This window comes from Achromobacter ruhlandii (genome assembly GCF_002082135.1).
GTDB classification, from domain to species: domain Bacteria; phylum Pseudomonadota; class Gammaproteobacteria; order Burkholderiales; family Burkholderiaceae_B; genus Achromobacter; species Achromobacter ruhlandii.
In genome coordinates, this window is the sequence record NZ_CP017433.1 from 3,805,977 (window position 1) to 3,830,270 (window position 24,294).

Sequence of the window (24,294 nt, forward strand, 5' to 3'; positions counted from 1 at the left end):
CCAGCCCAATCGCTATTCGGTTCCAGCTTGGCGAGACCGTACCGCCGCGGCAGAACCATGCCTCGTCAATAAACGAATCTTAAACGGACGCGCGCCAAACATCCGGCGCGCTCCGAAAAAAGCAGACGGGCGCCAAAGCGCCCGTTCTTTCTGCCAGGATCCTGGCTACCCGTCAGAACCGATACTGCGCCGTCGCCACCACCGTGCGCGGCTCGCCCACGCGGATCTGGCCGGCGCTGGTGGCCGAGGCGTAGTAGGTCTTGTCGGTAATGTTGCGCACCGCCAGGCGCCAGTCCCACTGGCCGACGCGGTAGCCGACCAGCGCGTCCCAGGTGGCATAGCCAGGCAGCACCGCCGTGTTGGCGTTGTCGGCGTAGCGCTGGCCGACAAAGGTCAGGCCGGTCTCGCCATACAGGCCTTCGGCCGGCTTGTAGGTCAGGAACACGCTGCCGTTGCGCCGCGCCACATTGCTGACGCGGTTGCCGGCCAGGCCGTTGTTGTCCTGGACGATGGCGGCGTTCTGCAGGCCGATGCCGCCGCGCAGGTACCAGTTGCCCGTCAGGCGCCCGGCCGCCGTCAGCTCGATCCCGCGCGAACGCTGCTTGCCGGTCAGCAGCACAAGCGTCGGATCCACCGGATCGGTGGTGCGGCGGTTGTAGAGTTCGAGCTGGTACAGCGCCAGCGTGGTGCTCAGTTGGCCGTCGAGCCAGTCGCTCTTGACGCCCACTTCATATTGGCGCGTGTGCTCGGGGTCGACGTCATTGGTGTTGCCGCGCGCGTTCGGGGTGATGCCGATCAGGCTGCCGCCCACGGGCGAGAAGGTCTTGCTGTACGAGGCGTACACGGAATGGTCGCGCAGCGGCGTCCACACCACGCCGGCGCGCGGGCTCACGCCCCGGCTGTCGCGGCGGGCCGAGAGGTCGAGCATGCGATTGGTCGACTCGACATTGAAGCGGTCCATGCGCAGGCCCAGCAGCACCTGCCAGGCGTCGTCCAGCTTGATCTGGTCCTGCACGTAATAGCCCTGGCTGCGGGTCTTGTGCCGGGCCGAACTGCTGAGCGTCATGGCGCCTTCGTGCTGCCGCGACAGGTCCGGATCGTAAAGGTCCAGCGCTGGCATGGCCTGCGCGCCCGCGCCGCGCGCCAGCATGTTGTAGAGATCGGGCGAACGCTCCTGGTTGGCGAACTCGAAGCCGAACAGCACCCGGTGCTCGACGCCGCCGGTATGGAACAGGCCCTCGGCTTCCAGGTTGTTGTTGATGCTGCGCGTGCTCAGGTCCTGCTGCCAACGGGTACGCGTGACCTTGCCGGTGGCGGCGCTGTAGCCGGTCAGGTAGGTGTTGTCGAACTTGCTGTCCAGCGCGAACACGCCCAGGGTGTAGCGCAACTGCCAGCCCGGCGCCAGCGCGTAGGCCAGGCGCGAGCGGAATGATTGCGCGCGGTCGTCGATGTAGTCGCGGTCCGGGTCGCCGTAGACGGTCGAGCGGCCGACGTCGGCGGGCCGGCCGTTGACGCTGGGGATGCCGCGGTCCGGGGTGCGGTCGTAGCGGCTGTATTCGTACTGCACCAGCCAGTCCAGGTCGGGCGTGATGCGCCAGTTCAGCGACGGCGCCACCAGTTGACGGGTGCCGCCGATCTTGTGACGGAAGCTGTTGCTGTCTTCCTGGCCGATGTTCAGGCGGACGCTGACGTGCTCGCCGGGGTCGGCGCTCAGGTCGCCGTAGAAGCTGCGCAGGTCCCAACTGCCGGCCTGGGCTTCGAGCGTGGATTCGCGGCCCGGCTGCGGCGCCTTGCTGACACGGTTGACGATGCCGCCCTGGCTGCCGCGGCCGTACAGCACCGCGGCGGGTCCCTTGAGCACCTCGATCCGCTCGATGTTGTGCAGGTCGCGCACGTACTGGCTGTCGTCGCGGATGCCGTCCAGGTAGAAGTCGTTGCTGGCGTCGAAGCCGCGGATGCGCAGCGAATCGAAACGGGTGTCCGACGCATTGCTGACGTTGGGAATGCCGGACAGCGCCTCGCCCAGCGTGCTGATGCCATAGTTCTGCAGGCTCTCGACCTTGACCGTGTCGATGGCCTGCGGCACATAGCGCGCGGGGGTCTGGGTGCGGGTGGCGGTGGTGACCTCGGGCACCCGCGGATCGTCAACGCTGACGCCTTCCACGCTGATCGGGGAAAGGTGCGCGGGTTCGGCGTGGACGGACGCAAGGGGCACGATCGCGGCCAGCGCAATCGCCACGGTCAGGGTACGCGGAACAGGAAAAACAGGCATCGCAAGCTATCTGTAAGTTTTATCGAGCCGCGATCATATCGACAATGAATCTCATTTGTATATGAGATTCTTCTCATTTACCTCCACACCCGTGCTTGTGTTGCGGGGCGACAACGCGCCCGTTGCGCCGCGCCCCTGCGCGCGCCCTGCCCGCCCCTGGCCCCCGCCATTTGCATGACGCCGTCATCCCGATCGGGACGGTCCGAATCCTCGCGAATCTGCGAGGTTCATCGTCCAAGTCGACGAGGCCGGCCTCATCCAACGGCACGACGCGCCCTCCGCCGGCGTCATGTTTTCCAAACAATCACTCCGATGTTTGCACTACGGACAAGTCTGGCCAGTCGGACGAGCTTTGCATGAGAGGGACAGGGCTGTCGCTGTATTAGGCTGGCCCGGCAGTACTCCGACTCACCTTGATCGATTGGACGAAAGCAAATGAATCAACTCATTCATCCGGACTGCCATCCCTTTACCGCCGCAGGCAACCTGAAGCAAGTCTCCGCGTTCTATGAGGAAGGACGACGTGTCATGTGGATGATGCTGCGCGCCCAGCCGCGCCCCTGCTTTAACCATGAACTGATCGACGAAATCATGACCCTGGCGCGCGCCGCCAAGGACTCCGGCCTGCCCATCGACTTCTGGGTCACGGGCTCGCTGGTGCCGCAGATCTACAACGTCGGCGGCGACCTCAACTTCTTCGCCGAGGCCATCCGCACCGGTCGCCGCGAGGCGCTGCGCGCCTACGCCCGCGCCTGCGTCGACTGCGTGCACGCGGCCACCCGGGGTTTCGATACCGGCGCGGTGTCGCTGGCCATGATCGAGGGCACGGCGCTGGGCGGCGGCTTCGAGGCGGCGCTGGCGCACCACTTCGTGCTGGCGCAGAACAACGCCCGCATGGGCTTCCCCGAAATGGCCTTCAACCTGTTCCCGGGCATGGGCGGCTATTCGCTGGTGGCGCGGCGCTCGGGCATGAAGCTGGCCGAGGAACTGATCGGCACGGGCGAATCGCACACCGCCGAATGGTTCCAGGCGCGCGGCCTGGTGGACGTGCTGTTCGAGCCGGGCGACGCCTACAAGGCCACCCGCACCTTCATCGACGTGATGCGGCCCAAGCTCAACGGCATGCGCGCCATGCTGCGGGCGCGCCAGCGCGTGCTGCAACTGACCCGCTCCGAACTGATGGACATCACCGAGGACTGGGTCGAGGCCGCCTTCAACATCGACCCGAAGGACCGCGCCTACATGGAACGGCTGGTGATGGCGCAGAACCGCCGTTCGCCCGCCGGTCCCGACGGGCTGATGGACGCCACCATGCATTGAGGCCGGTGCGCGCCGGCCGCCTCAGGCAATCAGATGCAGCCGGCGCCGCTGCGCCAGCCAGGTGCTCAATTCCGCCGCGGGCATGGGCTTGGCATACAGATAGCCCTGCTTGGCGTCCACCCCCAGCGTGTCCAGGAAGGCGGTTTCTTCCTGGGTCTCGACGCCTTCGGCGATCACCTTGAGTTCGAGCGTGCGGGCCACCGCCACGATGGCCCGCGCCAGGGCCTGCGACACGGGGTTCTCGTTGACGCCGCGCACGAAGCTGGCGTCCAGCTTGATCGCATCCAGTGGAATGCGGGCCAGTTGCGACAGCGACGAATAACCGGTGCCGAAGTCGTCCAGGTGGACCCGCGCGCCCAGTTGGCGGAACTGCTTCATCAGCTCGATCGCGGCGACCTCGTCCTCGATCAGGCAGCTTTCGGTGAGTTCGATGTCCAGCAGGCACGGATCCAGGCCGGCGTCGTTGACCGCCCGCATGAATTCGCTGACCACGCCCTTGTCGTCCAGCTGGCGCGCCGACACGTTCACCGCCACCCGCAGGTTCAGGCCCTCGCGCTTCCAGGCCGCGGCCTGGCGCGCGGCCTCGCGCATCACCCACACGCCCAGTTGCGAGATCAGGCCGGATTCCTCGGCGTAGGGAATGAACACGCTGGGGCAGATCATGCCGCGTTCGGGCGAACGCCAGCGCAGCAGCGCCTCGACCCCGTCGACCTCGCCGCCGCGGCCGGCCAGCTTGGGCTGGTAGTACAGCATCAGGTGGCCCTCGGCCAGCGCCTTGCGCAGGTTGGTGTCCAGCCACACGTAGTCGGCGTTGCGGCGGTCCATCTCGGGCTGGAACACGCGATAGGTATGGCGCCCGGCCTCCTTGGCCACGTACATGGCGATGTCGGCGCTGCGCACGACGCTGTCCAGGTCGTCGCCGTGTTCGGGGTACATGGCGATGCCGATGGAACAGCTGGTGTAGACCTCGATCAGTTCCTGGCGGAACGGCTCGCGCAGGCGGTCGATGATGCGGCCCGCGGTGGCCTCCAGCTGCCAGGCTTCAGCGTGTTCCTGCAACACCAGGAATTCGTCGCCCCCCAGGCGCGCCAGCGTCTGGCCGGGCGCCAGGCAGCTGGAAATGGCGATCGCCACCGACTTGAGCAGGCGGTCGCCAAAGCCATGGCCATAGTGGTCGTTGATGCGCTTGAAGTTGTCCAGGTCCAGGAACAGCACGCCGCCGCGGGCGCCCTCGCCTTCGGCCAGCGCCGCCTTCAGGCGCGTGGTGATGGCGTGGCGGTTGGGCAGGTTGGTCAGCACGTCGGTGTTGGCCAGCACCCGCAGGCGTTCCTGCGCCTGGCGTTCCTCGGTGATGTCGGTGCCCGAGCAGATCAGGTAGACGCGCTTTTCGCCGCTGCCGCTGGTGACGAACTTGTTGCGGAACAGGAACAGGCGCGGCCCCTTGACCGTGTTGATCAGACGCTCGACCTCGTACGACTGCCCGCGCTTATAGAACTCGGCGATGTTGCGGCGCGAGGCGGCGGCCTCTTCGCGCGTCATGAACATGTCGAACACGCTGCGGCCGACGATGTCCTGCTCGCGCTTGCCCGTGTATTCCTCGCTGACCTTGTTGAAGCGCTGCACGCGCCCGTGCTGGTCGACGATGACGATGACCGAATTGGCTTCGGACACCACGGTCTCGGCGAACGACAGGCCCTCGACCAGGTCGCGCGCCACCGAATCGGTGTCGGTATGCGCCGAGGCCGTGCCGGCCCATTCGTTGGGATTGATCTTGCGGCCGACCAGCCGCAGCTGTATCGGGTCGCCGTACAGGACGATGTCGATGCGCAGGCTGGCGGTGATGCCAGTCAGGGCGCGGATGGCCTGCGCCTGCTCGGGCTTGAGCGCCATCGCGATATTGGTGGCGCCCTTGACGGCGGACAGCTCGATCGCGTCGCTATCCGCCGGCAGCCTCCAATAGGGGCTCGACGTACCGAAATGCAGGTACAGGATCGATTTGTCGTCCTGAGTCTGAGTCATTGGTATCCCCCGCCGTCCTAGGAAGGCCTGCCGGAAACATTACGGCTTAGGCAGTTCGGGGTCAACCACCCGCGTGAACAGCGTTTGGGCTGTATTGCGGATTATTTCATCTCGTTCGGCAACCGTGGCGCGCGCCCCCAGCCCCGCGCTATGGATGATTCGCGGGGAGAACGATGACTTCACGCGCATTGCGCCTGCCGGTATCTGCCATGCAAACAATAACGTCGAAAATTTGTGACCATTTCCCTGGTGTGGCGCAAATGAAGCACCAGGGCGGGGCGCGCCGTCCTCGGCGCCCCTCGCCCGCAAGGCTTACTCGGGCTTAACCCCGGCCTCGTCGATCACCTTGGTCCAGCGCGCCAGCTCGGCCGACACGCGGGCGCCGGCATCGGCCGGGCTGGTCCACTCGGCGATGGCGCCCTGGTTAAGCAGCGAGGCCTTCACCGCCGGCTTGGCCAGGATCTTCTTGAGCTCGCCGTTCAGGCGCTCGATCACCGGCGCCGGCGTGCCGGCCGGCGCCACGATGCCGAACATGGAGCTGACCTCGAAACCGGGCAGGCCGGCCTCGGCCGCGGTCGGCACCTCCGGCAGCGCCTCGACGCGTTGCGCCGACGTCACCGCCAGCGCGCGCAGCTTGCCGGCCTTGATGCTGGCCTGCGAGGCCGGCACGGTCTCGATCATGCTGAGCACCTGCCCGCCCATCAGGTCGGTCATGGCCGGGCCGCTGCCCTTGTAGGGCACGTGCAGGATGTCCACGCCGGCCGTGCGCTTGAACATTTCGCCGGCCAGGTGCTGCGGCGAGCCGTTGCCGGCCGAGGCCATGGTGACGTAGCCCGGGCGCGACTTGGCCAGCGCGATCAGTTGCTTCAGGTCATTGGCCTGCACCGACGGGTTGACCACGAACACCAGCGGCACGGTGCCGACGATGGACACCGGCGCGAAGCTCTTTTCCACGTCGTAGGTGACGCGGCCGCGGTACAGCGCCGCGTTGATCGAATGGCTGGTGAGCGCGCCCATCAGCAGCGTGTAGCCGTCGGGCTGGGCCTTGGCGACCTGGTCGGCGCCGATGTTGCCGGCGGCGCCGGCGCGGTTCTCGACGATCACCGACTGGCCCAGCGCGCCGGTCAGCTCCTGCGCCAGCACGCGGCCGATCACGTCGGTGGCGCCCCCGGGCGGGTACGGCACGATCAGGCGGATGGGCTTGTCGGGATAGGCGTCGGCGGCCACGGCGGGCGCCGCGGCGCCGGTACACAAGGCCAACAGGGAAAGCAGCAAGGCGCGGCGGGGCCGCAGACGCAGGTCTGACATGTAGGTCTCCTGCCGGGATGGGTATAGGAATGGAACGGACGCCCGGCTCGTCAACCGCGCCAGTGTAGGAGGCCAATCTTGATTGATGAATCAGAATTTTTCTATCGACTGATCTTTTTTCTAGATCAATAAAACTTTCGACGGAAATCGCTTGCCGGGTATTTCCAAGGGTGGATATGATCACAGCCCTGGATTATCAATAATATTATCGGGAACAAAAATGACGGACGAGACCAAGGGCGGCAAGCCCGCCAAGGGCCCCTTCGACAGCGATGGCGCGCGCAGCACCGGCGTGGCGCGCGGGCTGACCAACTACGGCGACACCGGCTTTTCGCTGTTCCTGCGCAAGGCCTTCATCAAGGGTGCCGGCCTGTCCGACGACGCGCTGGCGCGTCCCATCATCGGCATCGTCAACACCGGCAGCAGCTACAACCCGTGCCACGGCAACGCCCCGCAGCTGATCGAGGCGGTCAAGCGCGGCGTGATGCTGGCCGGCGGCCTGCCGATGGACTTCCCCACCATCTCGGTGCACGAGAGCTTCTCGCAGCCCACCAGCATGTACCTGCGCAACCTCATGTCGATGGACACCGAGGAAATGATCCGCGCCCAGCCGATGGACGCGGTGGTGCTGATCGGCGGCTGCGACAAGACCGTGCCGGCGCAGCTGATGGGCGCTTCGTCCGCCGGCGTGCCCGCGATCCAGCTGGTGACCGGCTCGATGCTGACCGGCTCGCATCGCGGCGAACGGGTCGGCGCCTGCACCGATTGCCGCCGCTACTGGGGCCGCTACCGCGCCGAGGAAATCGACGCGCCCGAGATCGCCGACGTCAACAACCAGCTGGTGGCCAGCGTCGGCACCTGTTCAGTGATGGGCACCGCCAGCACCATGGCCTGCCTGACCGAAGCCATGGGCATGATGGTGTCCGGCGGCGCGTCCGCCCCCGCCGTCACTGCGGACCGCGTGCGCGTGGCCGAGCGCACTGGCGCCACCGCCGTCGCCATGGCGGCCGCGCGCCTGACGCCCGACCGCATCATCACCGGCAAGTCCATCGAGAACGCGCTGCGCGTGCTGCTGGCCATCGGCGGCTCGACCAACGGCATCGTGCACCTGACCGCCATCGCCGGCCGCCTGGGCATCAATATTGACCTGGCCGGGCTCGACCGCATGAGCCGTGAGACGCCCGTGCTGGTGGACCTCAAGCCCTCCGGCCAGCACTACATGGAAGACTTCCACCACGCTGGCGGCATGCTGGCGCTGCTGCGCGAACTGCGCCCGCTGCTGCACCTGGACGCGCTGACGGTGTCGGGCCGCACCCTGGGCGAGGAACTGGACGACGCCCCCGCCCCGTTCAAGCAGGACGTGATCCGCAGCGTCGCCGCGCCGATCTATCCGGTGGGCGGCCTGGCCGTGCTGCGCGGCAACCTGGCGCCCGGCGGCGCCATCATCAAGCAGTCGGCCGCCAATCCCGAGCTGATGGAGCATGAAGGCCGCGCCGTGGTGTTCGAGGACGCCGAGGACATGGCCCGCCGCATCGACGACGAGGCCCTGGACGTGACCGCCGACGACGTGCTGGTGCTCAAGCGCATCGGTCCCACTGGCGCGCCCGGCATGCCCGAGGCCGGCTACATGCCGATCCCCAAGAAGCTGGCGCGCGCCGGCGTCAAGGACATGGTGCGGATTTCCGACGGCCGCATGAGCGGCACGGCGGCCGGCACCATCGTGCTGCACGTCACCCCCGAGGCCGCCATTGGCGGACCGCTCGCCTACGTGCAAAATGGCGACCGGATCCGCCTGTCGGTGGCGCGGCGCGAAATCGCCCTGCTGGTCGAGGATGCCGAGCTGGCGCGCCGCATGGCGGCCGGCCCGGTCGAGCGTCCGGCGGCCGAGCGCGGCTACCGCAAGCTGTTCCTGCAGACGGTGACACAGGCCGACCAGGGCGTGGACTTCGACTTCCTGCGCGCCGGCGCCACCCGCGACACCGTGCCCAAGCAATAACGCTTTTCCCCTCGCCCATGAACGCCATCAGCCCCGCCGCCCTCGAACCCCAAGCGCCCGACGCCCTGGCGGCGGCGGTTGCCGCGCTGGAGGAAGACATCGTCTTCGGCCGGCTGCATCCGCGCGAGCGGTTGACCGAGGACGAGCTGATGGCGCGCTTCGACATGAAGCGCCACGCGGTGCGCCAGGTGCTGGTGGAGCTGGAGCTGCTGGGGGTGGTCGAGCGCAAGCGCAACGTCGGCGCGGTGGTGCGGGCTTTCTCGGCGCGCGAGGTGATGGAGCTGTACGCGCTGCGTGAGGTGCTGGAGGTGCACGCCGCCAGCCTGATGCCGCTGCCGGTGCCGCCCGCGCGGCTGGCGGCGTTGACGGCGGTGCAGCGCGAGCACGACGCCGCGGTGGCCGATGGCGACGCGCGCCGCGTGTTCCGCAGCAACCAGCGCTTTCACCGCGAGTTGTTCAGCCTGCTCGACAACGCGGTGCTGGGCCAGGCCATCGAGGAATACGCGCGCCGCACCCACCCGATCCGCTTCGGCTCGCTGGCCGCCGCCAATTACCGCGAACGCGCCCGCCAGGAACACTGGGCCATGATCCACGCCCTGCGCGACGGCGACCGGGCGGCGCTGATGGCGCTGTGCCGCGAGCACCTGCTGCCCTCGCGCGACGCCTACCTGGCGTCGGAACAGGCGCGCCGCGGCGCCTGAACGGGCACCACGCGGAACCTGGCAGCGGACGGGCCGCCCCCCCGCGCGGACCGAACGCGGCGCACGCGCATGACGCGTCGAACGCCACGACGGGGCATGACCTGGCGGCCGCCTTGCCTTGCCAAGGTCACGGCCTCAGCGGGCCGCTTCGGCCAGATACTGGCGCAGCATCGCCACCAGCGCCGCGGCCGCCGGCGGCAGGCTGCGGTTACGCGCCGTCACCAGCCCGATCGAGCGTTCGGCCACCGGGCCGATCAGCGGTCGCTGCACGATGCCGTTCTGCGCCACCGCGCCCGCCGCGATCTCGGGCAGCGCCGCCACCCCGAAGCCGCACTCCACCATGGCCACGATGGTGGTCAGGTGTTCGGCCTCGAAGGCTGGCGTGAAGCGGATGCGGTTCTGCAGGAAGGCCCATTCGGTGTACTGGCGCACGCTGCTCGGGTGCACCATCGACACGTGCGCCGCGCTGGCCGTGTCGGCCCAGCGCAGCGGCCCCCGGGCGCGCGCCAGCGGGTGTCCCTCGGGGATCAGCAGCAGGAAACTGTCCGACATCAAGGGCTGGTAATGCAGGTCGGCGTGCTGCGGGTCGGCGGCGGTCAGCGCGAAGTCCACGTCGCCGGCGCGCACCAGGTCGAAGGCCGGGCCCGACAGCGTGTCGCGCACCTTCAGCGCCACCTGCGGATGCGCCTGGCGGTAGGCCATCAACACCCGCGGCAAGAGGCGCGCGGCCAGCGACGGCAGCGCAGCCACCGACACCTGGCCATGCTCGGCGCTGGCGATGCCGCTGACCGCGGCGATGGCGTCGCGAAAGGCCACCTGCAGCGCGGCGGCCTGCTGCATGAAGACCTCGCCCGCCGCCGTCAGCCGCACGGTGCGCGTGGTGCGGTCGAACAGCCGCACGCCCAGCGCGTCCTCGATGCGCTGGATCTGCGTGGACAGCGCCGATTGCGACAGGTGCAGTTGCGCCGCCGCCTGGCGGAAGTTGAGGGTGCGGCCCAGCACCAGGGTGGTGTCGATGTCGCGCATCGAGAGATTGATCTGCATGCCGTCCAGCGCCTGGCTCATTGATCCGATTTGTCGATCATTCTATCCAAAAAATCTGATTCATCAATCAAACAAGCTTCTCTACACTCGGCGCCGAATAAGGACACAAGCGCGGGCACGAGCGCGGACGCACGCGCAGATACGGACGCAGATACGGACTTAGATACAGACGCAGATGCAACAGCGGTTTCAGAACAAGGAGCAAACCATGCAGACGGACGCGAAAGCCCTGCCCAATCCGGGCGCGGCGCATGCGGTGGTGGTGGGCGGCGGCACCATGGGCGCCGACGTGGCGGTGGTGCTGACGCGCGCCGCCTGCCGCACCACGGTGATCGAGCCGGACGCGGCGCGCGCGGCCGCCCTGCCGGCGCGCGTGGCCGACAATCTCAAGACCATCGGCCGCGAGGCCCAGGTGGCGCAACTGGCCACGGCGGCCAGCCTGGACCAGGTGGACTGGGCCAGCGTCGACCTGGTGATCGAGTGCGTGCCGGAGCGGCTGGACATCAAGCAGGCGCTGTTCGCCGAGCTGGTGCAACGCGCCCGGCCCGACGCCATCCTGGCGAGCAACAGCTCCAGCTTCCCGATCAGCGCCATCGGCCAGGGCCTGGCCACGCGCGAGCGCATGCTGGGCCTGCACTTCTTCATGCCGGCGCACCTGGTGCCACTGGTCGAGGTGGTGATGGCCGAGACCAGCGACGAGGCCGGCGCCGACGCGCTGATCGCCTTCATGCGCCGCTGCGGCAGCGTGCCGGTGAAGGTGCGCCAGGACCTGCCGGGTTTCCTGGCCAACCGCCTGCAGCACGCGCTGTCGCGCGAGGCCTTCAACCTGATCGACCGCGGCATCGCCTCGCCCGAGGACGTGGACGCGGCGGTGCGCTTCGGCTTCGGCTTCCGCTTCCTGGCGGCCGGGCCGGTGATGCAGCGCGACCACGCCGGCATCGACGTGCACGCGGCGGCCGGCGCGACCATGTACCCGACGTTCTGCAACGACGACCATCCGGCGCGCTGCCTGACCGAGCGCGCCGCCGATGGTCGCCATGGCATGAAGGCGGGCGAAGGCTTCTATGCCTGGACACCGGACACCATCGCCGCCGAACGCGCGCGCTATGACCGCCTGTTGCGCGCGGGCCTGGACCTGATCGCGCCGGAACTGCCGGAGATCCAGCCATGAACGCCGTGGACATCCCCCGCCCTGCCCTGGCCGAGTCACCCGTCATCGTGACGGTGGCGCCCAACGGCGCCTACAAGAAAGCCGCCGACCACCCCGCCGTACCGCTGACGGCCGAGGCCCTGGCGCTGGAAGCCCGCGCCTGCCTGGACGCGGGCGCGGCGATGATGCACATGCACGTGCGCAAGCCGGACGGCAGCCATCTGCTGGACGCGCAGGCCTACCGCGACGCGCTGGCGGCGGTGCGGCGCGCGGTGGGCGACGAGCTGCTGGTGCAGGTGACGAGCGAAGCGGCCGGCGTGTACAAGGCCGCCGAGCAGATGGCGCTGGTGCGCGCGCTGCAGCCCGAAGCGGTGTCGATCGGCCTGCGCGAGATCGCGGTGCCGGAGATTCCGGAAGACGAGCTGGCGGCGTTCCTGGCCTGGGTCGCCGAGCGCCGCATCATGACGCAGATCATCCTGTACGACGAGGGCGACGTGCGGCGCTGGCTGTCGCTGCGCGCGCGCGGGCTGGTGCCGCCGGGCGCGTGGTCGGTGCTGTTCGTGCTGGGACGCTACAGCGTGGGGCAGACCTCGTCGGCCTATGACCTGCTGCCGTTCCTGGCGGCCTACGATCATTCGCTGCCCTGGGCGGTGTGCGCGTTCGGGGCGCAGGAGAACGCCTGCGTGACAACGGCGGCGGCCTTCGGTGGCCACATGCGGGTGGGGTTCGAGAACAATCTGAAGCTGCGGGACGGAAGCATCGCCGCCGGCAATGCCGACCTGGTGCGCCAGGCCGTCGAGGGCGCGCGCGCGCTGGGACGGCCGTTGGCGGACGCGGCGCAGGCGCGCCGGATCTACGGCGCGATTGGCTGACGCCAGGACAAGCCCCGGGGCGGCGGCGCGCCACCCGCCCCGGCGGGCCTTGCCAGCCCGGCCCTAGGCCCGCTCGATGCGCGCCGGCAACCCCTGCCGCACCGCCGCGCCCGAGACCCAGTCGATCCAGACGTTGACGTGCTCGCCGCGCGTCGCATCGCCGAAGCCCAGGTCGTTCAGGTTCACGCCGGCCGCCAGCGCCGGATCGTGCGGCATCGGTTTGCCATCGACCAGGTGGGCGCGCGCGCCCAGTTCGGTGTGGCCATAGCCGTGCTCGACGCCGACCGCGCCCGGCTGGATGCCGTCGCGCAGCAGCGCCAGACCGGTCACCGACCCGCCCGGCGTGACGATGCGCACCGGATCGCCATTGCGCAGGCCCAGCCGCTCGCCGTCCTGCCGGTTGATCGACACCGGATTGTGCGGATGCACCTGGCGCAGCCGGTCCACGCCGATCGACATCGAACTCATCAGGTTGGACTTGAACGAACTCAACAGGAACGGCCAGTCGGCGCGTGGATACTGCTGGCGCACGTCGCGCCCGTCCGCCAGCCGCGCCGGATACCAGGTGGGGCAGCCGCTGTAGCGCTCGCCGGTCATGGCATGGCGAAAGCCCGCCAGTTCCTCGCTCCATATCTGCAAGGGCTTGGCCCAGGCCTGGCGGGTCTGGCCGGCGTCGCTCCAGGCGTCGCGCACGCGGTCGAAACGCCCGCCCCGGCTCATCACCATCGCCACGCGGCGCCACTCCTCGGGCTTGAGCTTGCCCTGCAGCGCGTCGCGATAGCGCGCCACGCCGGTCAGTTCAAGATCGTCGTCGCTGGCCTCGGGCACCGGCCGCCCGGCGCCGAAGGCGATGTTGGCGATGCCACGCAGGAAGAAGTCCTCGGCCGTGTCCAGCGGATAGCGGTTGCCGTCCGCATCGGCGATGGCGTTGGCGCCGAAGCCCGGCATGCCGATGCGCTTGGCGCAGGCGATCAGGAACGACTCCAGGCACACCGGCGCGCCGTCGGCGCTGCGCGCCACGCGGGGTTCGACCGCCGGCCAGCGCACCGTCGACGCCTTGGCCACCACGTCGGCCCACGGCGCCGACACGCCCCAGCTTTCGTAGGTGACGGTATCGGGCACGATGTAGTCGGCCAGCGCGTTGGTCTCGTTGATGAACGGATTGATCGACACCGCCAGCGGCAGGATCTTCGGGTCCTTCAGCTTGTCCAGCAGCACGTTCCTGAACCCGGCAATGCCGTAGACCGGGTTGCTCATGTGGTTGAACCAGACCTTGGCGCGGTACGGATAGCCCGCCAGCGCCGACGCCAGCATCTCGGAACTGAGGCCGCCGGTGGCCGGATACCAGGGCGCGGCGGCCGGATAGACCGGCTGGCCGGCGGCCTGCTTGCGCTTGAACTCGCTCGACTTCTCATACGGAAAGCGGTTGCGCGACAGGGCCACGCCCTTGGGCGTGGCGCGGTTGGCGAAGCCCGCGATGTTGTAGCGCGGCCCCGCGCCATAGGGCGGGAACGGGCCGGCGTCCAGCACCAGGCCGCCCTCGACGTTGAGGTTGCCCACCAGCGTGTTGAGCATGGCGATGGCGTAGGCGGTGTAGAAGCCCGCCCCGCTCATGGTGCCGCCGTGCGCGTCCGCCACCGCGCGCTTGCCGTGGCTGGTGAAGCGCTCGGCCAGTTCGGCGATCTTGGCCGCCGGCACGCCGCACAGCGCGGCGTATTCGTCCAGCGACTTGCGCTGCGCCTCCTGGCGCAGCAGCGACAGCGCGCTGCACACGCGCAGCGCGGCCGGCGCGCCCGCCAGGCCCGGCGCCGCCACCGCCTCGTCCACGAACAGCGTGGCCGGCGTGGCGCCGGTATGCGGCGCCAGCGTGCCGTCCTCCAGGCGCACCACGTACACGTCCTCCCACTTTTCACCGGCATCGGCCGGCCTGGCCCAACCCAGGTCGGCGCCGCGCAGGAAACTGCCCTGGCGCGCATGCCCTGGCTCGGCGATCACCAGGTGCGTGGCGTTGGTCCACGCCGCCTCGCCCGCCGCCTTCATGGCCGCCGGACCGGGCTGCGCCAGCGCGCGCGCATCGAAGCGCTCGTTGTCGAGGATCCAGCGGATCAGGCCCATCGCCAGCGCCAGGTCGCTGGCCGGATTGACCGGCACCCATTCATTGCCCGATCCCGCCGACAGGCTGGAGGACGCGGGCAGCATCGGCGACACCACCACATAGGTGAAGCCCGCCTCCTCGGGCCGGGTGCGGGCCTCGGCCAGCTGGCGCGCCTGGCGCTGGAACGGGTTGCCGGCCTGCGCCGGCGCCGCGCCGATGAACAGGCCGAAGCGGGCGTTGTCCCAATCCGGCTTGCCGTGCGGCATGCCCTTCAGGTCGCCCAGCGCCGCGCCCGCGCCGACGCGGAAGCTCTGCCCGCAATAGGAACCGTGGTTGCTGAAGTTGACGGTGCCGAACGACTGCCCGGCAAAGCGCTGGATGAGCGGCGTGCGGCCTTCGTTGGACGCATCGGTGAACAGGAACTGGTTGACCTTGGCGCCGTACTCCGGGTTGGCCGGATCCAGCGGCGTGTCGCGGTCGAAGATCGCGCGCAGGCCATCGACGTGGCCCTCGCCGAACAGGTCGCCGCCCTCGCACACCTCCTGCACCAACTGCTCGAAGGAAATCGTCTGCCACTTGCCCTCGCCGCGGCCGCCGACGCGCTTGAGCGGTTGCAGCACACGGTACGGACTATGCAACTGCTCCAGCATGGCCGAGCCGCGCGCACAGGACGTGGCGCGCCCTTCCAGGCCGTTGTCGCCGCCCAGTTGCGCGTAGGTTTCGCGCACCGGGGTTTCCATCGCGGCCGGCCGGGTCGTGGCCAGCGGATGATACGGGTTGCCGGCCACCCGCAGGATGCGGTTGGCCTTGGTATCGACGCGCAGCCGCACCCCGCATTGCGTCCAGCAGCCCAGGCAACTGGAGGGGCTGACGGTCTGGCCCGGCTGGGCCGACAGCAGGCCCGTGACCGGATCGATGCGGAATTCCGGCGTCAGCGAATTGCCGCGCACGGCGTGCGCGGTGGGCGCGCCGGCGGTGCCTTGCGCCAGGCCCTTGACGGCCTTGCCGACGGTCTCGCCGTAGCCGGCCGCGAACGCGGCCAGGCCGCCGGCGACCACGCCGCCGCGCGCGATCAGCTTGCGGCGCGCGGCGTTGTCGGGTTGATCGGGTCCGTCGGCGTGGGCGTCGGGCGTGTCGTCTCGGTGTTGCTTGTCCATGGTCATCTCGATGCGAATTCTTGTCGGGGCCGGCGGCTCAGGCCGCCAGGCCGCGGGTGCGGGCCGGGAACCGTTCCAGCGCATAGGTCACGGCGGCCACCAGCGCGGCGCAGAGGCCCATCACGCCGATCATGCCGAGCAGGCCGTCGCTGCCCCAGGGCATGTCGTACAGGTACAGGCCGGCGCCGTACTTGGGCACCCCCTGCACGCTCATGAACACGACCCAGCGGAAGATCCAGGCGGCGGCCAGCATGGTCAGCGCCAGCGCGGCCGACGGCAGCGGCGCCGCCAGGGTGCGCGGCGCGCGCTGCAACAGCGCGATCATGCAGAACGCGGTGGCCACGGCGCCGGCCAGGCTGGCGCGCCATACCGGGAACTCGCCGAACAGGCGCAACGCGGCCTCGAACGACGGGTCCGCGCCCAGCAATCCCAGCAGGATCCACGCGCCCGCGCCAATGGCCATCATCACCACCGCCGTCACGCTCAGGCGGCGCAACAGGTCGACCGGCAGCGCCTTCAGGCCGCCCGGCAGCCAGCGCGCCACCAGGAACATCGCCCCCAACGCGCCCAGCCAGGCGGTCAGCGCGAAGTTCAGCGGCAGGAACGGCGTGTGCCACAGCGGCCGCGCCCGCAGCACCATCACCTCGGCGCCGGTGTAGACCAGGATCGACACCGCCGACAGCGCCAGCGCGATGCCCAGCAGCCGCACCCAGACCATGCGCCCCCACCACCAGGCGGCGCAGAACAGCACCGCCAGCCCGGTGAAGACCGGCAGCAGCAGCGCCCCCAGCCACATCCACGACCACGGGGTCAGCCGGGTATAGAAATGCCAGAAGCGGCCCGGCTGGTGCAGGTCGGCCAGCAGCGACACGGGCGCGGCGATGGCGCACACCAGCAGCACGGTCACGGCCGCCGGCAGCAACCGGCGGGCCGGCGAGCCGGCCTCGCCAAACGCGGCGCCGGCCGCCGTCAACGCGGCAGTGGCGGCGATGCCGATAAGAAAGAAATACTGCACGGCCCACGGCAGCCAGGCGGCGTCATAAACGGGCGTCAGCAATTCGGTGATCTGCATGCGCGTCCCCTTCTCAATGGCCGCCGGCCAGGCGCACGCCGGCCTGGCCGTCAATGTGGTGCACGAAGGCATCGGGCAGGCCGATGTAATAGACGTGCGGGTCGGTCTTCATCTCCGGCTTGAGCACCTTGATGTCGGCGCGATGCTCGGCCATCAGCCGCGAAATGGCGCTGTCCGGATCGTTCAGGTCGCCGATGACACGGGCGCCGCCCACGCAGCTTTCGACGCAGGCCGGCAGCAGGCCGGCTTCGAGCCGGTGCTCGCAGAAGGTGCACTTGTCGGCGGTCTGGGTGTCGTGGTTGATGAAGCGGGCGTCGTACGGACAGGCCTGCACGCAATAGCCGCAGCCGACGCAGCGCTGGTTGTCGACCAGCACGATGCCGTCCTCGCGCTGGAACGTGGCCTGCACCGGACACACCGGCACACAGGGCGGGTTGTCGCAGTGGTTGCACAGGCGCGGCAGCATCACCATGGCGCAGGGGCCGCCATTGTCGGGCCGCACTTCGTATTGCAGGACGGTGGTGCGGAACTGGCCGACGGGCGGCAGGTTTTCGAGCGAACAGCTGACCGTACAGGACTGGCAGCCGATGCATTTGCGCAGGTCGACCAGCATGCCGTAGCGCTTGCCGGGGATGCCGGGACGACGAGGGGGTTGCTGGTTGATGCCGGTGCCGGCTTCGGCACGGATGGGGATGATGGTGGCGGCGGCGCTCAGGCCGAGCAGGTTCTTCAGGAAACCACGTTTGCCCGGGAGGGGGACTTCGGGTGGGGGGTGAGGCACAGACTTCTCCGCGAATTATGTCGTTGTGCCATTAACTTATCGCTTTTAGTTATATAGAGAGTTGATGCCGATCAATAGGGGACGGGTTTATTTCAGACCCTTCCTATTGCCCCACCCCGAAAGACCGCAGGTAGTCGCGATCCTGACGCAGAAACGCGGCCAGCAGCGCGCCGACGGCCGGATAGAAGCGGAACGTCAGGGACTTGATGGCGTGCATGCGCGCCAGCCAGGCGTCGATCCAGGACAACAGGGCGGATTCAATGAACGCGGCCTGCTCCCGCGCCTGGCCCGCGAGGTCGGCGGGCCGATCGCAGGCCTTCGCCCAGTGGGACATCAATGCCAGCATGACGGCGAGATGGTCTTCCGGCTCCTTGAACGGTTCGTCGAGCCGCAACCGATTGGACGCCAGCATCGCGCGCATCAACAGCGCCGGCTTGCCGTACAACTGTCCGCCGCCATCCAGATAGTGCGAGGCGTAAGGAAGCGGGCAGGCACGGCCCTCCATCAGGAACAGGGTGGCGAAGTCGGCGGCATTCTCTACCGCGGCATCCGCGTGCCGCGCCCACTCCTGGAACACCCCGGCCACGGCGTCCGCCTCGCGCCCCATTCCGAGTTCGGCGAGGACGGCCATGATGTCCGCGGCGCCCCCGCCCTGGTAAAGCGCCATGGCGTCCCGCCCCAGCTCCCGGGCAAATAGGGTGGAAAACCATCCGTACAACTGCGACCGCAGAGGGGACGCCGCCACCCATTCCGGGTCGATGTGCTCGCTGTTCAATTGCTGCTCCGCGAAAAAGAGGGAGGGCAACACGCCCTCCCCGGCTATCCCAGCTCTCAGAGGCTGGCCATGAGCTTGCCGTCGATATCGACTTCGGCCGGACCGCCGAATGCCGTCACCGCCGGCGCGACGCCCTTGAACAGCTCGATTTCCACCAGGCAGGTATTGGCGCTGGTCGCCTGCGCCAGCTCGGATGAGCCGAGGTCGAGCGTCAATGTATTGGGATCGCCGTAGGTATCCAGCGCGCCGATCTCGGGTCCGGTGGGCCCATACCAGGCGCCCTCGTGAATGCGGACCACCCCGGGCGGGAAGTCGCTGGAGATGGCGGCGCCCGCCAGCAATTGCCCGCGGTCGTTGAAGACCCGCACCAGGTCGCCCTGGCGGATGCCGCGCTGCCGCGCGTCCTCGGGGCTGATATAGACGGGCTCGCGCCCCTGGATGGTGTAGGTCGCCCGCCGCGACGGTGATTCGCACGTCTGCGAATGCAGGCGCTCGTTGGGATGCGAAGACTGCATCCAGAGCGGGTACTTGTCCGAACGCGGACCGCTGTGCGAACGCTCGGCCTTTTCCATCCAGAGCGGATGCCCCTTGCAGTCGCGGTAGCCGAAGCTGGCGAGCTTGCGGCTGTAGATTTCGATGAACCCGGACGGCGTGCCCAGGGCGTTGACTTCCGGATCCTCGCGGAAATCGGCATGCCGCACCCACGGCTTGCCCTCCGGGAACAGCACGTATCCCTGTTCCCAGAACTGCGCGAAGGGCGGCATGGCGAAGCCCTTGCCGGCGTTCTCCTTGCGGCACTCCTCGTAGAGGAATTCGACCCACTGCATCTCATTCATGTTGCGGGTGTATTCCACATCGCGCTGCATGCGCTTGCAGAAGTCGGTCCAGATGTCGAAATCCGAACGCGAGTGAAACAGCGGATCGACCAGCTTGTGCATGGCGATCACGCCCCGGTTGGAGAAGGTGCCGTAGGCATCGATGTCATTGCGCTCGAACGGCGTGCAGGCCGGCAACACAATGTCCGCGAAGCGGCAGGTGGCCGTCCAGTTGTAGTCGATCGCGACCACGGTCTCCAGCTTCTGGTAGGCCCGCTTCATGCGATTGCGGTCCTGCTGCCGGTGCCACTGGTTGCCGCCCGAGAAAATGGCCATCTTGTAGGGCGGCAGCTTGACCTTGTGGCCGTTGTAGTTGATTTCCTTGCCCGGCTCCAGCAGCGCGTCGATCACGCGGGCCACCGGCACCACCGCGCTATAGCCTTGATAATCGTCGTTCTCGTGCCGCGGTTTGCGGCCGGGATCCAGATTCAGCGGGAACGAGCCCGGCATCGACGCCCCCGAAGCCGGCACGCCCGCCGAACTGTAGTGGTGGACGTAGCTGATGCCGCCTCCCGGCAAGCCGATCTGGCCCAGCATCGTGGCCAGGATCGCGGCCATCCAGTAAGGCTGTTCGCCGTGCTGCTGGCGCTGGATCGCCCAGCCGAAGATCAGCTGCGTGCGATTGCCCGCCATCAGGCGCGCCAGTTCGCGGATGCGCCCGGCCGGCACGCCGCAGATGGACTCGGCCCATTCGGGGGTGCGCTCGATCTTGTCCTCGGTCTTGCCTTCGACATAGGCGATGAATTCCTCGAAGCCCACGGCATAGGTCTCGATGAATTTCTTGTCGTACAGCTCCTCTTTCCACAGGGTATGGATAAGGCCCAGCATCAGCGCCACGTCCGTCATGGGGTTGACGTACTGGTGTTCGCAGCCCAGGTAGTTGCGCGTCTTGCTTTTCACCGGGTCGACGCTGATCACCGAGATCTCGCCGCTGGCCACCTTTTGCTTGAGCCGCGCCAGATGCTCGTAGGCCTCGTGCGTTTCGGTGTTCCACCCCACTTGCAGGTTCTTGATCGGGTCGCTGGCCCAGAACACCAGCACCTGCGTCTCCTTGAGGATGATCTCCCACGACGTGCCCTGCGAGTACACCTCGGTCGACCCGAGCACATAGGGCAGGATGGTCTGGCCGGCGCCGGTCGAGTAGTCGCCGGCCGTGCCGACGCTGTTGCCGTGCATCCCCATCGCCCGCAGCATATGGTTGCCGCAGCTATGCATCAGGCCCACCGCGTGCCAGCCGACGTTGCCCACGTGCAGCGCCCACGGACCGTAGTCTTTCTGGATACGCTCCAGCTCGTCATAGACCAGGTCCAGGGCTTCGTCCCAACCCACCCGGATGAACCGGTTGTCGCCGCGCGACGCCTGGCCGGCCTGGCTCGGGGCCGCCCCCGCGCGCCGGTTGCGATACCAGTCCAGGCGCACCATCGGGTAACGCACGCGCGATGGGCTGTACAGCACGTCGAGCGTGCCGTCCAGAATCGGCGTGGGGTGCTTGTCGAACTCGAACGGCTTTATTTCCACCACGTGGCCGGCCACGACCCGGGCCCGGAAGGCGCCCCAATGCGCGCCCGAGAACTTCCAGCGGCCAGGATCGGCCGCGGTGGCGCCCGCGGCCCGCACGACATTGCCATTGCGCAGAAGCGGCGGCACGACGAAGGAACCCAGTGAAGCGGCGACACCGCCCATGAAACGTCGACGGGAGATTTTCATTTCTTGCTCAGTGGGCCGAAGCCACACCGTCCTTGGCTACGAAATCGGAGGAATGCAACTGCAGGTACTTCAGGACCAGCTTGGCGGTCGGGTCATCCATGTTGGTGAAGCCGACCATGCCGCCGAACAGCCCCGGCCATTGGTTGGCGTCGTGCGAGGCCTCGTTCGGCTGGCGATGGCACACGCTGCAGCTTTGCGAATAGCTCTTGCGCGCCACCGCCCAGATCGGCTCGACGTCAGCCACCAGGCCGCCGCCGCGCAGCCAGACCGTCGCGGAGATCTTCTGCCACTGCAGGCCGGTCACGTCGTCGATGCGGCTTTCGATCACGTGGACCACGCCGTCGTCGCGCGACACGTCCTGGCTCAGCACGGCGCTGGTGATATTCATGCCGAACCGGCCGTACAGCACGCGGGCGTAACCCTTGTTCTTTCGCCAGAGCTGCAACTCGACCTGCACCGCGTCCTTTTTCTTCTGCAGCACCTTCACGGCGGTGGCGATCTCGATGGCGCCGATCTCGTGGGCCAGGGTTTCGTCCGCGTAGAGCGGCTGTGGCATGACGCTGTAGTAGTCGCGGCCGGCGTCCAGGGCCACGCCGCGGGCATCGGCCGTGAGCGCCGCCAGCGCCGGGTTGCCCTGCGACTTGACCTCGGGCAGCCGGTGCGCGATGCCCTTGTGGCAGTCGACGCAACTGGCGTCGCGTTCGGCCGCGCCGTGCATGGTGGTCTGCGAGGTCACCCGCATCTTGTCGAAATCCATGCTGGCGTAATCATGGCAATTGCGGCATTCCTTGGAGTTGTTCGCCTTGAAACGGGCCCACTCGCGCGTGGCCAGCACGATGCGGTGTTCCTGGAATTTCTCGGGCGTGCCGATGGTGCCCATCAGGTGCCCCAGCACTTCGCGCGAGGCCTGCATCTTGCGCGCGACCTTGGAGGTGAAGTCATGCGGCACGTGGCAGTCCGGACAGTGCGCGCGCACGCCCGAGCGGTTCTTCCAGTGCACGCTCTGCTGCAGCTCGGGCAGCACGGTGTCGCGCATCGAGTGGCAGGAAATACAGAAGGCCTCGGTGTTGGTGGCGTTCATGCCGGTATTGAACAGGGCCAGGAACGTCACGCCGCCCAGGAACCCGCCGATGACCAGCACGCCCAGGCCGATGCGGGTGGCGGGACGCAGCACCAGCGCGCCCGTCCATTGGATGACGGATTTGGCGATCTTGAAGGGATTTTTCATGTCGGTGGCTCAGGCTGCGGCTTTGTAGAACGGAGCATTCATGCCGGCGGCCCCCAGAACAGGATCTGCCCGAACCAGACGACGAATCCGTAGATGCAGATCATCAGGAACGCCACGACGGGACACGCCACAAAGGCCAGCGACAGGAACTTTGCCCACTCGGCCCCACCACCACTACTGCTGTGCTTGGGTTTGCTTTTCACGGAGTACAACTATTTGGATATGAACGGCGACTGCGTCGAACCGCGTCGCGGCACAAGCAGGGCCGGCGGTCCCCGCGAGGGCCGTTGGCGGTTCGATGCCTTTTCATGATCGACGCGCCGCCGGCCCCCCCATGTTGATCTCGGTCAAGCGCCGCAGGTCGCACGCGCCATCGCGCCCATTACTCAGACCGATCCGAAACCACGGCCGGGTGACCTCCGAAAAACACATATCGTGGCGCGGCGATCGGCACCATGGTGTGGCCGACGGTAAACGCGTCCGACATAAATCCAAATGCGCCGTGGCCGCGCAAAACCGCGATCCGGATTCATTAATATCCGATCCCGTTGTCGGCTTCGCGCCGCCCTTGATGCAGCGGGGATTGTTGTGATGAGTATCTGGATGGGCACCGGCCATGCTTGAAGCGCAGGGGCTCACCTGTTCGAAAGGAACCCGTCTGCTGTTCGAGGACGTGTCGTTCCAGCTATGCGCGGGGCAACTGCTGCGCGTGACCGCGCCCAACGGCCATGGCAAGACCAGCCTGCTGCGCATCCTGTGCGGCCTGGCGCGCGCCGACGCCGGCACGGTGTGCTGGCACGGGGCCGACATCCATCGCCTGGGGCCGGCCTACCGCCAGCAGCTGCTCTACCTGGGCCATGCCGACGCGCTCGCCGATTCCCTGACCCCGCTCGAAAACCTGCGCTTCCTGTGCCAGGCCCAGGCCGATGCCGTCACCACGGCGGCCTGTCGCGACGCGCTGTGCCGGATGGGCCTGACCGCGATGCTCGACCTGCCGGCGCGCCTGCTGTCGCGCGGCCAGCGGCGCCGCGTGATGCTGGCGCGGCTGTCGCTGCGCCCGGCGCGGCCGCTGTGGATCCTGGACGAACCCTTCAACCTGCTTGACGCGGCCACGGTGGCGGCGCTGACGCGGACGCTGGCAAGCCATTGCGACAACGGCGGGCGCGTCCTCCTGACCACGCACCAGGAGGTTGACCTGGACCGCCCGGTGCGCACCCTCGATCTCGGTCCGCGCGCCCCATGACACGGCTGGCCAGCCCCTTCTTCGCCGTGCTGCGGCGCGACCTGCTGCTGCTTGGCCGAGGCCGGGCCGACGCCGTCGTCTCGCTGCTTTTCTTCGTGCTGGTCGCCTGCCTGTTCCCGCTGGGCGTGGGCGCCGATGCGGCTTTCCTGCGTGCGCTCGGACCGGGTGTGCTGTGGGTGGCCGCGCTGCTCGCCGCGCTGTTGTCGCAGCATCGGCTGTTCGCGCAGGACCACGCCGACGGCACGCTCGAACAACTGCTGCTTTCGCCGGGCGCCGCCACGCTCTGGGTGCTGGCCAAGATCACGGCGCACTGGATCGGAACCGGTCTGCCTTTGATCGCCGTGGCGCCCGTCATGGGCCTGCTGTTTGACCTGGGTCAGTGTTCGCGCCTGACCCTGTCGCTATCTTTCGCGCTGGGAACGCCGGTGCTGGCCCTGGTCGGCGCGATCGGCGCCGCGCTGTCCCTAGGGATGCGCGGTGGCGGCGTGCTGCAGGCCCTGTTGCTGCTGCCCTGGTTCGTGCCGGTGCTGATCTTCGGCGCGGGCTCGGTGGCCTCGTGTGGCACCGGCCAGCCGCCCGCCACCCCGTTCCTGCTGCTTGGCGGCGCGCTGCTGGCGGCGCTGGCGCTGGCCCCGCCCGCCTGTGTCCTGGCGCTGCGCTTTGCCATCGAAGAATGAAG

18 protein-coding genes are annotated in these 24,294 nt (G+C 68.3%); 7 read left to right on the forward strand and 11 right to left on the reverse strand.

The features are described from left to right. Window positions 1-172: 172 nt before the first annotated feature. Window positions 173-2,272, reverse strand: coding sequence for a TonB-dependent receptor (locus AruCF_RS17120; protein WP_083036815.1), 2,100 nt, complete (start codon window positions 2,270-2,272; stop codon window positions 173-175). 435 nt (window positions 2,273-2,707) lie between these two features. On the opposite strand from AruCF_RS17120, the gene AruCF_RS17125 reads away from it, so the two are divergent. Further along, entirely contained in the window at window positions 2,708-3,592 is an 885-nt protein-coding gene (locus AruCF_RS17125; RefSeq protein WP_049074682.1) for a crotonase/enoyl-CoA hydratase family protein, read from the forward strand. Between the two features lie 21 nt (window positions 3,593-3,613). Here AruCF_RS17125 and pdeR read toward each other — a convergent pair whose 3' ends face one another. After that, window positions 3,614-5,611 carry a cyclic di-GMP phosphodiesterase gene (gene pdeR / locus AruCF_RS17130; RefSeq protein ID WP_049074685.1) on the reverse strand — a complete coding sequence of 666 codons (1,998 nt, stop codon included), beginning with the start codon at window positions 5,609-5,611 and terminating at the stop codon, window positions 3,614-3,616. A gap of 312 nt (window positions 5,612-5,923) precedes the next feature. Next, entirely contained in the window at window positions 5,924-6,919 is a 996-nt protein-coding gene (locus tag AruCF_RS17135) for a tripartite tricarboxylate transporter substrate binding protein (RefSeq protein WP_049074687.1), read from the reverse strand. Window positions 6,920-7,139: 220 nt separating this feature from the next. On the opposite strand from AruCF_RS17135, the gene AruCF_RS17140 reads away from it, so the two are divergent. Beyond that, window positions 7,140-8,915 (forward strand): IlvD/Edd family dehydratase, encoded by a 1,776-nt coding sequence (locus AruCF_RS17140; RefSeq protein WP_049074690.1) that lies wholly within the window; start codon window positions 7,140-7,142, stop codon window positions 8,913-8,915. 17 nt (window positions 8,916-8,932) lie between these two features. Continuing rightward, on the forward strand, window positions 8,933-9,616 hold the full coding sequence (locus AruCF_RS17145; protein ID WP_049074692.1) for a GntR family transcriptional regulator: 684 nt from the start codon (window positions 8,933-8,935) through the stop codon (window positions 9,614-9,616). A gap of 135 nt (window positions 9,617-9,751) precedes the next feature. On the opposite strand, the gene AruCF_RS17150 is transcribed toward AruCF_RS17145, so the two are convergent. Then, entirely contained in the window at window positions 9,752-10,660 is a 909-nt protein-coding gene (locus tag AruCF_RS17150; protein WP_049077934.1) for a LysR family transcriptional regulator, read from the reverse strand. A gap of 208 nt (window positions 10,661-10,868) precedes the next feature. On the opposite strand from AruCF_RS17150, the gene AruCF_RS17155 reads away from it, so the two are divergent. Next, window positions 10,869-11,831: a 3-hydroxyacyl-CoA dehydrogenase family protein gene (locus tag AruCF_RS17155; protein ID WP_049074695.1), complete on the forward strand. Its 963-nt coding sequence runs from the start codon at window positions 10,869-10,871 to the stop codon at window positions 11,829-11,831. Further along, window positions 11,828-12,682 carry a beta-keto acid cleavage family enzyme gene (locus AruCF_RS17160; RefSeq protein WP_049074698.1) on the forward strand — a complete coding sequence of 285 codons (855 nt, stop codon included), beginning with the start codon at window positions 11,828-11,830 and terminating at the stop codon, window positions 12,680-12,682. Before AruCF_RS17155 ends, AruCF_RS17160 begins: the two co-directional genes overlap by 4 nt. A 63-nt stretch (window positions 12,683-12,745) precedes the next feature. Here AruCF_RS17160 and AruCF_RS17165 read toward each other — a convergent pair whose 3' ends face one another. The 7 genes from AruCF_RS17165 to AruCF_RS29225 form a co-directional block, all read right to left on the reverse strand. After that, window positions 12,746-15,934, reverse strand: coding sequence for a tetrathionate reductase subunit A (locus AruCF_RS17165; RefSeq protein WP_144419146.1), 3,189 nt, complete (start codon window positions 15,932-15,934; stop codon window positions 12,746-12,748). 37 nt (window positions 15,935-15,971) lie between these two features. Next, complete coding sequence (nrfD, locus tag AruCF_RS17170; RefSeq protein WP_049074702.1) at window positions 15,972-17,006, reverse strand: NrfD/PsrC family molybdoenzyme membrane anchor subunit; 1,035 nt, start codon at window positions 17,004-17,006, stop codon at window positions 15,972-15,974. 13 nt (window positions 17,007-17,019) lie between these two features. Further along, on the reverse strand, window positions 17,020-17,787 hold the full coding sequence (gene dsrO, locus AruCF_RS17175) for a sulfate reduction electron transfer complex DsrMKJOP subunit DsrO (protein ID WP_049074705.1): 768 nt from the start codon (window positions 17,785-17,787) through the stop codon (window positions 17,020-17,022). A gap of 103 nt (window positions 17,788-17,890) precedes the next feature. Then, complete coding sequence (gene torD, locus AruCF_RS17180) at window positions 17,891-18,562, reverse strand: molecular chaperone TorD (RefSeq protein WP_049077936.1); 672 nt, start codon at window positions 18,560-18,562, stop codon at window positions 17,891-17,893. A gap of 56 nt (window positions 18,563-18,618) precedes the next feature. Further along, window positions 18,619-21,144: a trimethylamine-N-oxide reductase TorA gene (gene torA / locus AruCF_RS17185; RefSeq protein ID WP_049074707.1), complete on the reverse strand. Its 2,526-nt coding sequence runs from the start codon at window positions 21,142-21,144 to the stop codon at window positions 18,619-18,621. A 7-nt stretch (window positions 21,145-21,151) separates the two neighbouring features. Next, on the reverse strand, window positions 21,152-22,372 hold the full coding sequence (gene torC, locus AruCF_RS17190; RefSeq protein ID WP_049074709.1) for a pentaheme c-type cytochrome TorC: 1,221 nt from the start codon (window positions 22,370-22,372) through the stop codon (window positions 21,152-21,154). A 38-nt stretch (window positions 22,373-22,410) separates the two neighbouring features. Next, on the reverse strand, window positions 22,411-22,575 hold the full coding sequence (locus tag AruCF_RS29225; RefSeq protein ID WP_144419147.1) for a hypothetical protein: 165 nt from the start codon (window positions 22,573-22,575) through the stop codon (window positions 22,411-22,413). Between the two features lie 413 nt (window positions 22,576-22,988). Here AruCF_RS29225 and ccmA point away from each other — a divergent pair, with 413 nt between their 5' ends. Beyond that, window positions 22,989-23,615 (forward strand): cytochrome c biogenesis heme-transporting ATPase CcmA, encoded by a 627-nt coding sequence (ccmA, locus tag AruCF_RS17195; protein WP_049074712.1) that lies wholly within the window; start codon window positions 22,989-22,991, stop codon window positions 23,613-23,615. Continuing rightward, window positions 23,612-24,292, forward strand: coding sequence for a heme exporter protein CcmB (ccmB, locus tag AruCF_RS17200; RefSeq protein WP_049074713.1), 681 nt, complete (start codon window positions 23,612-23,614; stop codon window positions 24,290-24,292). Before ccmA ends, ccmB begins: the two co-directional genes overlap by 4 nt. Window positions 24,293-24,294: the final 2 nt, after the last annotated feature.